The following is a 14,388-nucleotide window of genomic DNA, read 5'->3' as shown; positions in this document are numbered from 1 at the left end:
TGCTGACCCGTCTCGTGAACGGCTGGCCAAACAGCCGCATCGACGACCTCATGCCCTGGTGCTGGAAGACCGACAAAGCCGGTTGACCATCAATCGCGCGCCTCAAGGGCCTCTACGCCGCGCTTACCAAGCAAGCGCAGCAAGGGGCGCATCGTCACGCCGCTGATGCGTCTGCAGGATCCCGAGCACACCCAGGTCTTGATCGTGACATTGCCCGAGACGACCCCCGTTTCGGAGGCAGGGGCACTGCAGGAGGACCTGCGGCGCGCTGGCATCGAACCCTATGCGTGGGTGGTCAACCGCGCCTTGGCTGGCAGTGGCGCTTCGGATCCGCGGCTGCTTCAGCGCATCGCACGCGAAGCCGCGCAGATCAGCCGGCTGAAGGCTGGCCTCGCACAGCGCCTGTTCCTCCTGCCGTGGCAAGCGGAAGCGCCGGTGGGTGTTCCGGCGCTGCGGAAGCTCGCAGCGTAGGCGGTCGGGCCTGGCGCAATTGATTTGGCGCAACGCGCATATGCGCCAATCTGCCTGACCCTACCCCTGCAGTATCCCCGCTGTGCTACCGTCCATCGAAGGGATGGCCTGCTACCCATCCTTGGATCGCCCTGCCGGGCATCTTCCAGCGCCATTCGGTCGGCTTGGGCCGTGTGCCGTTGGCCAATTTCACCAGGCTCGTCGGCGGTCTGTTGCCGATCTCGCTGTGCAGGCGAACCTCGTTGTCGTCTCAAAGCCACGCTTGGCACTTCGCCCGCGCGTCGTCGAAGCCCATGAACCAGTGCGCGTTCAGGCACTCCACCCAGACCTTCCCGTTCAGGCTCTCAATGAACGCATTGTCCGTCGACTTCCCTGCCGGGCGAAATCGAGCGCCACCCCGCGCTGGCTGGCCGAGAGCTCGAACTCGCGTGACATGAACGGCATGTTTGATCCCAGGGTTTGATGGTGCAGTCTTTTCCCAGGCTTGGAAGGACGCGCTACGGGCCAGGTTCTCCACGGCAACACCACCACGACAGAGGCGGTCCGTCGCGCGATCCAGCATAGTCAAGCGAGCCTGATGGACCTCGCACGGCGCTTCGGCGTCAACCGGAAGACCATCGCCAAGTGGCGCAAGCGCTCCTTCGTGGCTGACAAGCCCACCGCCCGGAAGGTGCCGCGCTCAACCACCCTGTCCGCAGAACAGGAAGTCATCATCGTAGCCTTCCGCCGTCACACGCGGCAGCCGCAGGACGACTGCCTCTACGCTTTGCAGGCGACGATCCCGCAGCTGACCCGATCCTCGCTGCACCGCTGCCTGCAGCGCCACGGCATCTCTCGTCTGCCCGAAGTCGAGGGCGACAAGGCAACCAAGAAGGCGTTCAAGGCGTATCCGGTCGGCTTCTTCCACATCGACATCGCCGAGGTGCAGACCGCCAAAGGCAAGCTCTGCCTCTTCGTAGCCATCGACCGCACCAGCAAGTTCGCCTTTGCTCATTTGGTCGAGAGCGCAACGCGCGTCACCGCATCCGCCTTCCTCGAAGCCCTCGTTGCCGCCGTGCCGTACCGGACCACACCGTGCTCACCGACAACGGCATCCAGTTCCGACTACCGCCTCGCTACGCCAATGGCCCCACCGCGCGATATCTCACGCACATGTTCGACTTGCGCTACGACGAGTATGGCATCGAGCACCGCTTCACCCGCATCAACCATCCTTGGACCAACGGCCAGCTCGAGCGGATGAACCGCACCATCAAGGACGCCACCGTCAAGCGCTTCCACTACAACAGCCACGATCAGCTCCGGCGACACCTCGACGACTTCATCGCCGTCTACAATTTCGTCCCCCGCCTCAAGCGCCTTCACGGGCTCACACCATACGAGTTCATGTGCAAGGCATGGGCTGATGAGCTCGACCGCTTCACCCAAAATCCACACCACCAAACGCCGGGACTAAACACCTAGAACGTCGCCTCCGAGATGCCCGCCTTGCGGCAGACCTCCCCGATCGCCGTCCCTCCTCCGCCTGGCGCAGCACGAACGCGATCTGCGCATCCGTGACCTTAGACGTCTTCATCGCCTTCCCTCCGTCTCCCGGCCCAACCCTAAACTGGAATTTTCCAGCTCAGGGCGATCCAGGAATCGGGAGGGAGGTCAGTGTCTGCCGACACCTCGCCGCGAATAAACTGCTGCACCGTCCAGAAAGAGCCCAACCGCCGCCTCCGCCAGGACCGCGATCTCGATTGGTTCAAGCGGATCGCGCACGCCGAGCAGCAGGCGCATCTGCGGCGACCCGAGAACCATGCCGTAGAGCATGCGTGCCGCCATCGCAGGATCCGAAAGCCTGAGCCGTCCCGCGTCGGCTTCGGCTGCGAGGCGCCGTTCCAACGCGCTAGCGCCGCGGCTTGTCAGCACGCGATGCGTCGCCGCCGCGAGTTCCGGAGAGCAGTGACGCTCGCCGATCACAAGGCGAAAGATGCCGATCTGGCGCTCCGACAGAAGATGCGCCGCGGCCGCCCTCAGGATGCCCGTCAGCGCCCTCCGCAGGTCGGGATCGCGTTCGAGCTCGGTGTCGAGGGCGATCGGGACGAGCGTCGCGGCGATCGTCGCCTCGAACAGCGCCGCCTTCGAGGGAAACACTTGGTACAGCGTGCGCTTGGACATGCCTGCCGCGCGCGCGACGTCATCCATGTTGGCCGCGGCGTACCCATCGCGCAGGAAGACGCCGGCGGCGGCCTCGCACAGTCGCTGCCGGCGCGTGGCGTCGGGCGCCGCGAGGCACGCGGCCGCCTCTGTTACAGAAGTCGGGTGGTCGAGCACCTCGCCCATGTCGGTCTACTCGGCCGGCGCGGGCAGCGCCGCGGCCGGGGAAGGCGCTGCCTCGCCCTTCCGCCGCGCGCCAAAGACGCGCAGCACCAGCACGAAGAAGAGCGGCACGAACAGCACCGCGAGCACCGTGCCCGCGACCACGCCACCGATCACGCCGATGCCGATCGCGTTCTGCGCGCCCGATCCCGCGCCGCTCGCAATCGCCAGGGGCACGACGCCGAGCGTAAAGGCGAGCGAGGTCATCACGATCGGCCGCAGCCGCTGGCGGGCAGCCTCGGTCGCCGCCTCGGCCAGCGACAGGCCGCGGTCGAAGCCCTCGCGCGCGAACTCCACGATCAGGATGGCGTTCTTGGCCGTCAGTCCGATCGTGGCCAGCAGGCCCACCTGGAAATACACGTCGTTAGCAAGACCCTTGGCCAGGGTGGCGAGCACCGCCCCGAGCACGCCGAGCGGCACCGCCAGCATGACTGCCGTCGGGATCGACCAGCTTTCGTAGAGCGCCGCGAGGCAGAGGAACACCACCAGCAACGACAGGGCGTAGAGCGCCGGCGCCTGGCCCGAGGACTGCCGCTCCTGGAAGGAGATGCCGCTCCACTCGAAGGCGAAGCCCGGGGGAAGCTGTGCGGCGAGCCGCTCCATCTCCGCCATTGCCTCGCCCGTCGTGTAGCCTGCGGCGGGCATGCCCTGAATCTCGCGCGACGGGGTCCCGTTGAACCGTTCGAGGCGCGGCGAGCCAAACTCCCATACGGTGCGACCGAAGGCGGAGAACGGCACCATCTGCCCTTGCGCGTTGCGCACGAACCATTTGTCGAGGTCGCTCGGCACCATCCGTGCCTCGGGCTGGCCTTGCATGAAGACGCGCTTGACCCGCCCGCGGTCCATGAAGTCGTTGACGTAGGTCGACCCCCAGGCAGTCGAGAGGGTGGAATTCACCTCCGTCACCGACAGGCCGAGGGCGCTCGCGCGTTCCCAGTCCACGATCAGGCGGAACTGCGCCTCGTCGTTCAATCCGTTGGCCCGCACACGGGTCAGCACCGGGCTTGCCGCCGCAAGGGAGAGCAGTTGGTCGCGCGCTCCCATCAGCGCCGCGTGGCCCTGCCCGCCGCGGTCGACCAGCTGGAAGGAGAAGCCAATGGCATTGCCGAGCTCGCGCACCGCGGGCGGGGAGGATGCGGTGATCAGCGCATCCTGGTACCGCCCGAAGCGCGCATTGATCCGCGCCGTCAGGGCCTGGACGTCCTGCTGCGTGCCGCGCCGCACATCCCAGTCCCGCAGGGTGATGAAGCCGAGCCCGGAATTCTGTCCGCGACCACCGAAGCTGAAGCCGTTGATGGCGAAGAAGTTGTCGACGACCGCACCTTCCTCCTCGCGCAGGTAGCGGCCGATCTCGTCGAGCGCGCGCTGCGTGCGGTCGGCCGTCGCGCCGGGCGGGGCGGTCACTTGCACGAAGGCTATGCCCTGGTCCTCGTTCGGCAGGAAGCCGCCGGGCAGGCGCAGGAAGCCCCAGCCGAGCGCGGCCAGCAGCACGGCATAGAGCGCGAGCATCCGCGCCGGCCGGCGCAGGCTGGCCGACACACCGCCGACGTAGCCGCGCGTCACGCGGTCGAAGCCGCGGTTGAACCAGCCGAACACGCCACGCTTGCCGTGGTCCGGCTTGTGCGGCCGCAGCAGGGTCGCGCAGAGCACCGGCGTGAAGAAGATCGCAACCAGCACCGACAAGGCCATAGCCGTGGCGACGGTCACTGAAAACTGCCGGTAGATGACGCCCACGGATCCGCCGAAGAAGGCCATCGGCAGGAAGACCGCCGAGAGCACCAGGCCGATGCCCACCAGCGCGCCGGTGATCTGGTCCATCGAGCGCCGCGTGGCCTCGAGCGGGGAGAGGTGCTCCTCTGCCATCACCCGCTCGACATTCTCGACCACCACGATGGCGTCGTCGACCAGCAGGCCGATCGCCAGCACGAGTCCAAACATGGTCAGCGTGTTGACGCTGAACCCCAGCGCCTGCAGCACCGCGAAGGTGCCCAGCAGCACAACCGGAATCGCCATGGTCGGGATCAGCGTGGCGCGGAGGTTCTGCAGGAAGACGAACATCACGATGAAGACGAGGACCACCGCCTCGATCAGCGTCATGATGACGGCTTTGATCGAACGCTGCACGAAGGGTGTCGTGTCCTGCAGGTAGACGACGTCCAGCCCAGGCGGGAAGCTCGGGCGCAAGCGGTCGATCGTCTCACGCACCGCGGCGGCCGTATCGAGCGCATTGGCCCCGCTGGCGAGGCGTATGCCGATGCCGCTGGAGGGCCTTCCGTCCAGCAGGGTGGTGATGGAGTAGTTCTCGCCGCCGATCTCGACCCGCGCGACGTCGCGCAGCCGAACCTGCGCGCCGTCGGGGCGCACGCGGATCAGGATGGCGCCGAATTCCTCTACCGTCTGCAGGTAGGAGGGGCCGATGATGGTAGCGTTCAGCTGCTGGCCCGGCACCGCCGGCAGCGCGCCCATCTCTCCGCTTGAGACCTGCACGTTCTGCGCGCGCACGGCCGCAGCGACATCCGCGGGCGTCAGCCCGAAATTCACGAGCTTCGCGGGGTCCAGCCAGATGCGCATGGCGAACTGCGCGCCGAAGACCTGGTAGTCGCCGACGCCTGGCGTGCGGCTGATCGGATCCTGCACATTGGCCACGAGGAAGTCGGAGATATCGATCCGCTCCATTCGGCCGTCGGTCGAGACGAATCCCACCACCAGCAGGAAGTTGCCGGAGGACTTCACGACGCGAATGCCCTGCTGCTGCACCGTCAGCGGCAGGCGGGGCACTGCCAGCTGGACGCGATTCTGCACCTGCACCTGGGCGGTATCGGCATTGGTGCCGGGCGCGAAGGTCAGCTGGATGCGCGCTGCGCCATCCTTCGTGGTCTGGGAATCGAAGTAGAGCAGGTTGTCGATGCCGCTCAACTGCTGTTCGATCACCTGCACAACCGTCGTCTGGACCGTCTCGGCCGAGGCGCCGGGGAAGTTGACGTTGATGGCGATGGCGGGCGGGGCGATCGCCGGATACTGCGCGACGGGCATGCCTCGCAGCGCCAGGAGACCCGCCAGCATGATCCCGATGGCGATCACCCATGCGAAGACCGGGCGATCGATGAAGAAGCGGGCCATGGCGCGGCGCTAGCTCGAGGCCGGCGCGGCACCGCGCTCGCGCGCCTGGACGCGGGTTCCCGGACGGACGCGCTGCAGGCCCTCGATGACCACGCGCTCGCCTGCGGCGACGCCCTCGGTGACCAGCCAGTCATTACCGACGGTGCGGCTGGCACGCAGGACGCGCTGTTCCGCCACGCCATCCGCGTTCACGACGAAGGCCATCGGCTCGCCGCGCGGGGTGCGAAGCACGGCGCGCTGCGGCACCAGGATGGCGCGGTCCGTCACGCCCTCCTCGACGCGCGCGCGGACAAACATGCCGGGCAGCAGAAGCTGGTCCGGATTGGGGAAGACGGCGCGCAGCGTCACCGACCCGGTGCCCTGGTCGACGATCACCTCGGAGAACTGCACCTCGCCGGCATGGGGGTATTCCGAGCCGTCTTCGAGCAGCAGGCGTGCAAGGGCGCGGTCCGCCGAGGGACGGCGCAGCGCGCCGCTCTCCACGTCCCGCCGCTGCTGCAGCAGCACCGCGCTCGGCTGGGTGAGGTCCACCAGAATCGGGTCGAGCTGCGTGACGGTCACGAGCGCGGTGGCCTGGTTTGCGGTAACCAGCGCGCCGGGCGTGACGCTCGTGCGCCCGGTGCGCCCGGCGATCGGCGAGGCGACACGCGTGTAGCCGAGGTCGATCCGCGCGGTCTCGAGCAGGGCGCGGCTGGAGATGACATCCGCCTGGGCCTGGCGCAGCGTCGCCTCGGCGTTCTCGAGGTTCTGCTCGCTCACCGCCTGCACCCTCGCCAGGGCGCGCAGGCGGTTGGCGGTGCTTGTCGCCACGCGTTCGGCGGCCTCGATCCGCGTCAGCGCCGCCTCGGCACGCCGCACGGCGGCCTCGAAAGGCGCGGGGTCGATCTGGAAAAGGGGCTGGCCCGCTGCGACGGACTCGCCCTCGGTGAAGAGGCGCTCCCGCAGGACTCCGCCGACCTGGGGGCGAACCTCCGCAGCCCGGAACGGGGCCGTGCGGCCGGGAAGGACGGAGGTGACCGGGATCTCGCGCCTCTCCAAGGTCACCACCGTCACCGCGACAGGTGCCGGCGGAGCGCTGTTCGCGGCGGCGCGGATCGGAGATTCATCGCATCCCGTCGAGGAGGCGAGCAGGAAGGTCAGCACCAGCAGCCTGGACTGCCAGGCGCGCTTGCCTTGGGGGCCAGCCTTTGCCGCACGCGACCTCGCGCTGGATGACAGGGTCATGAAGCCTCGTTCCGGAGCGGATTGGGATGAACCACGCGGATACTGGTGAGTTTCCCACCGACTTCAACCGGCGCATTTCAAGCATCGCGCCGATCGTGGACGTCCTGTCCCTCGACTTGCCGTAGATCTGTGCACGGCCTGCCGCGAAGCGGGCACTGCGCTGGCTCCGCGGGTGGCGTTGAAGATCCCGGAGCGATACAATTGCGCCGCGACGATGCGGACGGAAGGTGGCGCAGCGGCTAGCCGGTTTCAGTCGGCCGCGCGATCCGTTCGCCGGAAGAAGCGATTCTCCGGACGCGGAAGGCCCAAATGCTCGCGCAGCGTTGTTCCCTCGTATTCGGTGCGGAAGATACCGCGTCGTTGCAGCTCGGGCACCACCTGGTCGACGAAATCATCGAGGCCGCCGGGCACGTAAGGGAACATCACGTTGAATCCGTCGCAGGCGCGGGTCTCGAGCCATTCCTGCATCTCGTCGGCGATGGTCGCCGGCGTGCCGACGATGGCCGCGCCGGCGTAGCCGCCAAGGCGCTGGGCCAGCTGGCGCACGGTCAGGTTCTCACGCCGCGCGAGAGCAATGGCACGCTCGCGGCCGCTCTTGCTGGCCTCGGTGTCGGGGATCTCGGGCAGCGGCGCATCCGGGTCGAAGGCCCGCGCATCGACGCCGAGCGCGATGGAGAGCGCGCCGATCGCGCTCTCGTAGTGCACCAGGCTATCGAGCAGTGCGCGCTTCTTCCGCGCCTCCGCGACCGTGGAGCCGACGACAACGAGCGCCCCGGGTAGGATCTTGATGTGGTCGGGATTGCGGCCAAAGGCGGCCGCGCGTCCCTTCACGTCCGCATAGAAGGCGCGTGCATCGGAGATCGGGCCGCCGGCGGCGAAGACCATTTCCGCGGTCTCGGCGGCGAGTTGCCGCCCGGCATCCGATGCTCCCGCCTGCACGATCAGCGGCCAGCCCTGCACGGGACGTGCGACGTTGAGCGGCCCGCGCACCTTCAGCTCCGGCCCAACGTGGTTCAGCGCATGCATGCGCGAGGGGTCCCAGAAGATTCCGCTCTCGGCATCGCGGATGAAAGCGTCGTCGGCGAAGCTGTCCCACAGCCCGGTGACGACGTCGTAGAATTCGCGGGCCCGTTTGTAGCGTTCGCCATGCGCCATGTGTTCGTCATGGCCGAAGTTCAGCGCCGCATCGGGATTGGCGGTGGTCACCACGTTCCACCCTGCGCGCCCGTTCGAGATGTGGTCGAGCGAGGCGAACTTCCGGGCGACGTGATAGGGGTCGTTGTACGTGGTGGAGGCGGTGGCGATCAGGCCGATGCGTTCCGTCACGGCGGCCAGCGCCGGCAGCAGCGTCAGCGGATCGAAGGAGGTGACGGTGTGGCTGCGCCGCAGCGCCTCGATCGGCATGTTCAGCAGCGCGAGGTGGTCGGCCATGAAGAAGGCGTCGAACTTTCCGGCCTCGAGGCGCTGGATCAGGTGCTTGAGCCTGGGGAAGGAGAAGTTCGCATCCGGCCAGGCGCCGGGATAGCGCCAGGCACCTGTGTGGATCGAGACCGGGCGCATGAAGGCGCCGAGATGCAGGCGACGCTGGCCGGGCATGGCGGTAGCTCCCGTTCAGGCGCCGTCGCGGGCGGCGCCGTCAAGAATGGCTGTGACGTGATCTCAGAGATCGGAATGTCCCTGGCCAGCCGCAAGGCGGCCGGCGCGACGCGCCGCGACCATGTCCGGCGTAGCGAGAGGCGTGCTCGACGTCGCACCTGCGGACCTTTGGGCTCGTCCGCCACAGAGGAGCGCTTGCGCCACTTGGCGATGGCCTTCGCGTTGATGCCGAAGCACCGCGCCAGGTCACCCCGGGCTCGCTGGACCATGCTGGATCGCGGGACGGACCGCCGCTGTCGCGCGGGTGTTCTTGAATAACCTGGACCATGGCGCGTCCTTCCATGCCGGTGAAAGGACTGGCCCATCAAACCCCGGGATCAATCACCTGGTGCATCGCGGAAATCTTGGGCATATGCGTCTGGCAGCTGGGCCTGCGTCAGTCCGCCCGGCGAATCGCCTCCAACGTTGCCTCAAGCGCGGCGATGCGCGTGCGGTACGGCTATCGCCGGCTCCACGTGCTGGTGCGGCGGGAGGGCTGGCATGTGGACACGAAGCGCATCTTCGGGCTGTACCGAGACCTCGGCCTGCACCTGCGCAACAAGGGGCCGGAGCGGCTGACCCGGCCCCCAAAGTGCCCTCGTTCATGAGCGGGCCTGTTCTCCATTTGCCCCGATGCGGGGCGGGTTGCAAAGGCTGCTGGGGTTAGCCCGCCCAGGCTCGTGTGCGGGCGGCCCGTATTGTAGTCGTTCCTCCATGCCTCGATGATCCTGCGCGCCGCGGGCAGGCAGCCGAACAGGTGCTCGTTGAGACATTCATCGCGGAACCGGCCGTTGAAGCTTTCCACGAACCCGTTCTGCTGCGGCTTGCCCGGCGCGATGTAGTGCCAGGCGACGCCTCGCTCCTACCGCCAGCGCAGCATCGCGTGCGAGGTCAGCTCAGTGCCGTTGTCGCTGACGATCATCGCCGGACGGCCACGCAGCGCCACGATCCGGTCGAGCTCGCGGCCAACGCGCAGCCCCGACAGCGAGGTGTCCGCCGCCAGCGCCAGGCACTCGCGGGTGAAGTCATCGACCACAGCGAGGACGCGGAACCGCCGCCCGCAGGCCAGCGCGTCGGAGACGAAGTCCAGCGATCAGCGCTGGTTCAGTCCCCGCGGCAGTGCCATCGGCGCCCGCGTGCCGAGCGCGCGCTTACGACGTCCCCGCCGACGCACGCCCCGGCGTTCCGCCCGGTAGAGGCGGAACGATTCTTGTGGTTCAGCCGGTGCCCCTCGCGCGCCAGCAGAAGGTGCAGGCGCGGGTAGCCAAAGCGCCGGCGTTCATTCGCCAGGGTTCGCAGCCGAACGCGGACCTCGCTGTCGTCAGGGCGCTGCGAGACGTAGCGATACGTCTCCGGTGCCAGGCCGACGAGCTCACAGGCGCGCCGCTGCGAGTAGTCCTTCTCCTTGATCGCCCAGGTCACGACGCTTCTCCGCGAGCTGGGCGTCAGAAGCTTTTTGCCAACATCTCCCGCAGCGTCGAGACATCGAGCATGGATTCCGCCAGCAGCTTCTTCAGCCGCGCGTTCTCCTCCTCGAGGCTCTTCAGCTTGCGGGCATCGGACTCCATGCCCCCGTACTTCGGGCGCCAAGCGTAGAACGTCGCCTCGCTGATCCCGTGCTTGCAGCACAGATCCGGCGCCGTCGCACCCGCCTGGTGCTCCTTCAGCACCCCGATGATCTGCTCCTGCGTGAACCTCGATCGCTTCATCATCCCTCTCCCTTCGACGGACTCTAGCTCACGGCGGGGACATCCAAGGGGGCAGGGTCAAGGTGCGTGGTGAGCTTGGGGCGATGCTGCGTTTGGCGGAGGGTGCCCGAAACGGCAAAGGCGCCGACTGGGAGGTCGACGCCTTGTGTTCGCAACTTAAGATGGATGCGGGGACACGCAACCGACGATACAAATACATCACGGTAGCCATCTGATGCCGGCTGTCGGCCAGCTATCAGAGCTTGGGGGCGAAGTTTCGCATCCCCTCCCCTGCTCCATTCTTGTCCATCACAACCTGTCCCTCCCGAGCGGCGCACCGCGCTGAGGCACAGGTTTGTCCGCGATCCGCGCGCGCACCTTGATGGTTCGAACGCGCAACCAGCGTCGATTTCGGGCCGCCGAGAGCCGGGAGTCTCCGAACCTTGACGGTAGCCTCGTGCTCGACTGCCATGCACGCGCGAACAACAGCGCGCGCACGGCGGGGCGGGACGTCTGCGCCTCGACGTTGGACCTCGCCGCGGCGCCGATGGCGGTGCAGGTGACGAAGCGGCGGTGGCCGTGGGATCGGCGCTTCCGTTTCGCAGCGCTGGCGGCGCCCGGAAGCCCCCGCTGAAACTTGTCACCAAGCCCGCATTTTTGGGCTTGATGCATCGAGCACCAATGCATAGACAGACGACATGAATGCCCCCCGCCCTTCCCCAGCGCCCGCCCCCGCTCCACGCGTCGACTACGCGTCCCGCGACTATTGGGCGGGCACGATCAAGATGGGGCTGTCGAAGTTCTTCATCCTCCGGGTCCTGCATGACGGCCCGATGCATGGGTACGACATCGCCCGCACGGTCGAGCGGACCACGGGCGGATGTTGCTCCCCGACCGAGGGCACGATCTACCCGGTCCTCCGCGAGTTCGAGGCTGGCGGTTTCGTGACGGTGACCGAGGAGATTGTGCAGGGCCGCCAGCGCCGGGTCTACGCGCTGACCGAAGCCGGCCGCGCTGCCTTCCGCGTTGCGCTCGACGCCTGGATGGAGGTGACGGCTGCGCTGCAGGACACCGGCCGCGCCTTCGGCGCCGCGGGCCGGACCACCGCAGGATCCCGCTGCCGTTGAAGCCGACATCGACCTTCACGCGCGCCACAATACCTTCCTCATCTATGCATTGATCCTCACCACCAAAGGAGCCTGGATCATGACCTGCTGTGCCCGCCCAAGCCCCTCCGAGACGCAGACTTCACTTCGGCCGCTGCAATCCGAGGCTCTTCCGGCGCTGGCCGCTGCGCTCCGCACCGCCGGCTTTCCCGCCGACGATCTCGCAGAGCCAGGCCGCCGCTTCTTCGCCTGGCACGACGCGCGCGGCACGCTGCGCGGCCATGGCGGCTGGGAGCGGCACGGGTCGGCGGTGCTGCTGCGCTCGCTTCTGGTCCCGGCCGAGGCGCGCGGTCAGGGCCATGGGCGGCGCATGGTGGAAGCGCTGCTGGCCGCTGCCGGGGCCGAAGGCGCTGAAGACGCCTGGCTGCTGACCACCGGCGCGGCGCCCTTCTTCGCGCGGCTTGGCTTCGTTGCGACGCCGCGCGAGCTCGCGCCGCCCCCCATCGTCGCCACACGGCAATTCGCCGGCCTCTGCCCGGCTGACGCGACGCTGATGCGCCGCGCCCGCCTCCGTCCGGGCACGCTGCCGGTCGCGGTGATCGGCGCCGGTCCGATCGGCCTCGCTGCGGCGGCGCAACTCCTCAGCCGCGGCCTCGAGCCCGTTGTGCTGGAGGCCGGTACGGAGATCGGCTCGGCCGTGCGCGCGTGGGGCCATGTGCGCATGTTTTCGCCGTGGGGCTTCAACACGGATGCGGCGGCGCGCGCGCTGCTGACAGCCGAGGGGTGGAGCGCACCGAACCCGGATGCTTTCCCGACCGGCGCGGAGCTGGTGGAGCGCTACCTTGCGCCGCTCGCCGCCAGCCCCGCGCTGCGCGGTCGCATCCGCACCGGCGCGCGGGTGATCGGCGTGGCGCGGCAGGATTTCGGCCGCCTACGTGACGGGGATGGGCGCGACGCCGCCCCCTTCCTCCTGCATGTCGAGACCGCCGGCGGCGTCGAGGCGATCGCGGCGCGCGCGGTGATCGACTGCTCGGGCACCTGGAACGCGCCCAACCCGGCCGGTAGCCATGGTATGCCGGCGCCAGGCGAGGCCGCCGCGGGCGATCGCATCGCCTATGGCATCCCCGACGTCCTTGGCGCTGACCGCGCTGCCCATGCCGGGCGCACCACGCTCGTCGTCGGCGCCGGCCACTCGGCGATGAACGCGGTGCTCGACCTCGTGGAGCTGGCACGTTCCGAGCCCGGCACCCGCATCCTCTGGGTGTTTCGCCGCCCGCTGGGCGACGTCAGCTTCGGCGGCGGCGCCCGCGATGCCCTCACCCAGCGCGGCGTGCTGGGCGCACGTGCCCAGGGGCTGATCGAGAGTGGAGCCGTGACGGCGCTGGCCCCGTTCCTGATCGACCGCATAACAAAAGCGGACGGCGCGCTTGCCATCACGGGCCGGCAGGACGGGCGCGTGGCCCAGGTGCGGGCTGACCGGATGATCGTGGCGACCGGCTTCCGCCCCGATCTCTCCTTCCTGCGCGAAGTCCGCGTCGCGCTCGATCCCGCTGTGGAAGCGACGCCGGCGCTCGCTCCGCTGATCGACCCCAACCTCCACTCCTGCGGCACCGTGCGCCCGCATGGCGAAGCGGAGCTGCGCCACCCGGAAGCGGGCTTCTGGATCGCCGGCATGAAGAGCTATGGCCGCGCGCCGACCTTCCTGCTCGCCACCGGCCATGAGCAGGTGCGCTCCATCGCCGCCTTCCTGGCGGGCGATGTCGAAGCTGCGCGGCGGGTCGAACTTGTGCTGCCGGAGACCGGCGTCTGCTCGACCGATCGCGGCAACGGCGTCTCCCTCCGTCGCTGTTCTACAGGCGCGGATGAGATCAACCGCAACATGGAGGAAACACGCCAGTCCACGTCGGGCTGCCGCGTCGGTACCGCGGCCGTGACCGGCAGCGCGTGCGGCTGACAGGAGGCGCGGACCTCCAGTGCCATGGTCGAGTGGCCGCGGCTGACGGGGCCCCGCGGCCCGGTCAATCGCGCTTACCCGCTCAAGTGTCCCAGCGCTGCGGCATGGCAGTTTGCGTCGGCCGGGCCTCGGTTGTGTCTGGGTGTCGGCGAGCGCGAGCCTGGCCGACGCTGCACGCTCCCGCCTGCAGCAGGAGAAGCCCCCAGCCCCCGGGCGTCAGCCAGCCATGCATCGTGCTGCGCGGGCCCGCTCAGGATCGCGCGCTGGGTCTCGGAAAGCCTGGTCATCATCGGGCTCCGGTTCAGCGCCCGATCAACCGGGCGCTGCCAGCCCGAGCCCCGCGTTTTGTGCCGCAGCGGGGCAGCGCGGCCATCTCTGCGCCCCGGACCATGCGCGCGACAGCGGCGCGATGCGAAGCCGAATTCCACCTTGTCTCATTGCCATGCCCTGGCCTTCCGGATCAGCGTATGACCGTGCCCATCGCCTTCGGGGGCCCATCGCTGCAGGAGAGAGGATGGCCCAGCCCCTAGTCCCCATCGACGTGGATCCCGAGACGGGCATCTGGACGACCGACGGCCTTCCGATGATCTACCTGCCACGCCATTTCCTGGTGAACATGCAGAAGGGCATCGAAGCCGCCATCGGTCCCGCGGCCTATCGCGACATCCTCTACGCCTCGAGCGATCTCTCCGCCCTGCGATGGTGTCGGGCGGAGGCCAAGACGCACGGCCTGACGCCGGTCGAGACCTTTCGCCATTACCTCAAGCGGCTGTCGCAGCGCGGTTACGGCCTGCTGGACATCACCGCGCTGGACGAGGGAGCCGGC

At 68.4% G+C, this 14,388-nt stretch carries 9 protein-coding genes and 3 pseudogenes; 6 read left to right on the top strand and 6 right to left on the bottom strand.

Translation table 11 applies throughout. The features are described from left to right. Positions 1 to 165 precede the first annotated feature (165 nt). Positions 166 to 471 carry an ArsA-related P-loop ATPase gene (locus tag HW577_RS10605; RefSeq protein WP_198376109.1) on the top strand — a complete coding sequence of 102 codons (306 nt, stop codon included), beginning with the start codon at positions 166 to 168 and terminating at the stop codon, positions 469 to 471. A gap of 250 nt (positions 472 to 721) precedes the next feature. Here the strand turns inward: HW577_RS10605 and HW577_RS27140 are convergent, their stop codons facing one another. Further along, the gene (locus HW577_RS27140) at positions 722 to 1,033 is read right to left on the bottom strand and encodes an integrase core domain-containing protein (RefSeq protein WP_408639526.1); all 312 of its coding nucleotides are present in this window, start codon (positions 1,031 to 1,033) and stop codon (positions 722 to 724) included. Between HW577_RS27140 and HW577_RS10595 the strand changes: the two are divergent. Next, a pseudogene (locus HW577_RS10595) lies at positions 956 to 1,935 on the top strand (IS481 family transposase). The gene HW577_RS27140 and the pseudogene HW577_RS10595 overlap by 78 nt on opposite strands. A 189-nt stretch (positions 1,936 to 2,124) precedes the next feature. On the opposite strand, the gene HW577_RS10590 reads toward HW577_RS10595, so the two are convergent. From HW577_RS10590 to HW577_RS10575, 4 genes are all read right to left on the bottom strand, one after another. Beyond that, on the bottom strand, positions 2,125 to 2,799 hold the full coding sequence (locus HW577_RS10590; protein WP_198376107.1) for a TetR/AcrR family transcriptional regulator: 675 nt from the start codon (positions 2,797 to 2,799) through the stop codon (positions 2,125 to 2,127). A 6-nt stretch (positions 2,800 to 2,805) separates the two neighbouring features. Next, positions 2,806 to 5,955 carry an efflux RND transporter permease subunit gene (locus tag HW577_RS10585; RefSeq protein WP_198376106.1) on the bottom strand — a complete coding sequence of 1,050 codons (3,150 nt, stop codon included), beginning with the start codon at positions 5,953 to 5,955 and terminating at the stop codon, positions 2,806 to 2,808. A gap of 9 nt (positions 5,956 to 5,964) precedes the next feature. Then, on the bottom strand, positions 5,965 to 7,179 hold the full coding sequence (locus HW577_RS10580) for an efflux RND transporter periplasmic adaptor subunit (RefSeq protein ID WP_198376105.1): 1,215 nt from the start codon (positions 7,177 to 7,179) through the stop codon (positions 5,965 to 5,967). Positions 7,180 to 7,428: 249 nt separating this feature from the next. Further along, entirely contained in the window at positions 7,429 to 8,775 is a 1,347-nt protein-coding gene (locus tag HW577_RS10575; protein ID WP_198376104.1) for an LLM class flavin-dependent oxidoreductase, read from the bottom strand. 476 nt (positions 8,776 to 9,251) lie between these two features. Between HW577_RS10575 and HW577_RS26475 the strand changes: the two are divergent. Further along, positions 9,252 to 9,389, top strand: a pseudogene (locus HW577_RS26475) (IS3 family transposase); the annotation flags it as partial. 41 nt (positions 9,390 to 9,430) lie between these two features. Here HW577_RS26475 and HW577_RS10565 read toward each other — a convergent pair. Then, a pseudogene (locus HW577_RS10565) lies at positions 9,431 to 10,523 on the bottom strand (IS3 family transposase); the annotation flags it as partial. Positions 10,524 to 11,200: 677 nt separating this feature from the next. Here HW577_RS10565 and HW577_RS10560 point away from each other — a divergent pair. The 3 genes from HW577_RS10560 to HW577_RS10550 form a co-directional block, all read left to right on the top strand. Further along, positions 11,201 to 11,629 carry a PadR family transcriptional regulator gene (locus tag HW577_RS10560; RefSeq protein WP_198376102.1) on the top strand — a complete coding sequence of 143 codons (429 nt, stop codon included), beginning with the start codon at positions 11,201 to 11,203 and terminating at the stop codon, positions 11,627 to 11,629. 79 nt (positions 11,630 to 11,708) lie between these two features. Next, on the top strand, positions 11,709 to 13,562 hold the full coding sequence (arsN2, locus tag HW577_RS10555) for an arsenic resistance N-acetyltransferase ArsN2 (RefSeq protein WP_198376101.1): 1,854 nt from the start codon (positions 11,709 to 11,711) through the stop codon (positions 13,560 to 13,562). 514 nt (positions 13,563 to 14,076) lie between these two features. After that, a partial coding sequence (locus HW577_RS10550) for a DUF5943 domain-containing protein (RefSeq protein WP_198376100.1) occupies positions 14,077 to 14,388 on the top strand: 312 nt, incomplete at its 3' end.

Origin of the sequence: Neoroseomonas rubea (genome assembly GCF_016106015.1) — a bacterium.
GTDB classification, from domain to species: domain Bacteria; phylum Pseudomonadota; class Alphaproteobacteria; order Acetobacterales; family Acetobacteraceae; genus Neoroseomonas; species Neoroseomonas rubea.
Note: the sequence above shows the minus strand (reverse complement) of the source record. Positions and strands in the feature narration are given on the sequence as shown.

What these genes read in the sequence shown, in the direction of transcription:
- HW577_RS10560 (WP_198376102.1), top strand. Translation starts at nt 11,201, where the DNA reads ATGAATGCCCCCCGCCCTTCCCCAGCGCCCGCCCCCGCTCCACGCGTC.
- HW577_RS10575 (WP_198376104.1), bottom strand. Translation starts at nt 8,775, where the DNA reads ATGCCCGGCCAGCGTCGCCTGCATCTCGGCGCCTTCATGCGCCCGGTC.
- HW577_RS10585 (WP_198376106.1), bottom strand. Translation starts at nt 5,955, where the DNA reads ATGGCCCGCTTCTTCATCGATCGCCCGGTCTTCGCATGGGTGATCGCC.
- HW577_RS10590 (WP_198376107.1), bottom strand. Translation starts at nt 2,799, where the DNA reads ATGGGCGAGGTGCTCGACCACCCGACTTCTGTAACAGAGGCGGCCGCG.
- HW577_RS10605 (WP_198376109.1), top strand. Translation starts at nt 166, where the DNA reads ATGCGTCTGCAGGATCCCGAGCACACCCAGGTCTTGATCGTGACATTG.
- arsN2 (WP_198376101.1), top strand. Translation starts at nt 11,709, where the DNA reads ATGACCTGCTGTGCCCGCCCAAGCCCCTCCGAGACGCAGACTTCACTT.
- HW577_RS27140 (WP_408639526.1), bottom strand. Translation starts at nt 1,033, where the DNA reads ATGCTGGATCGCGCGACGGACCGCCTCTGTCGTGGTGGTGTTGCCGTG.
- HW577_RS10580 (WP_198376105.1), bottom strand. Translation starts at nt 7,179, where the DNA reads ATGACCCTGTCATCCAGCGCGAGGTCGCGTGCGGCAAAGGCTGGCCCC.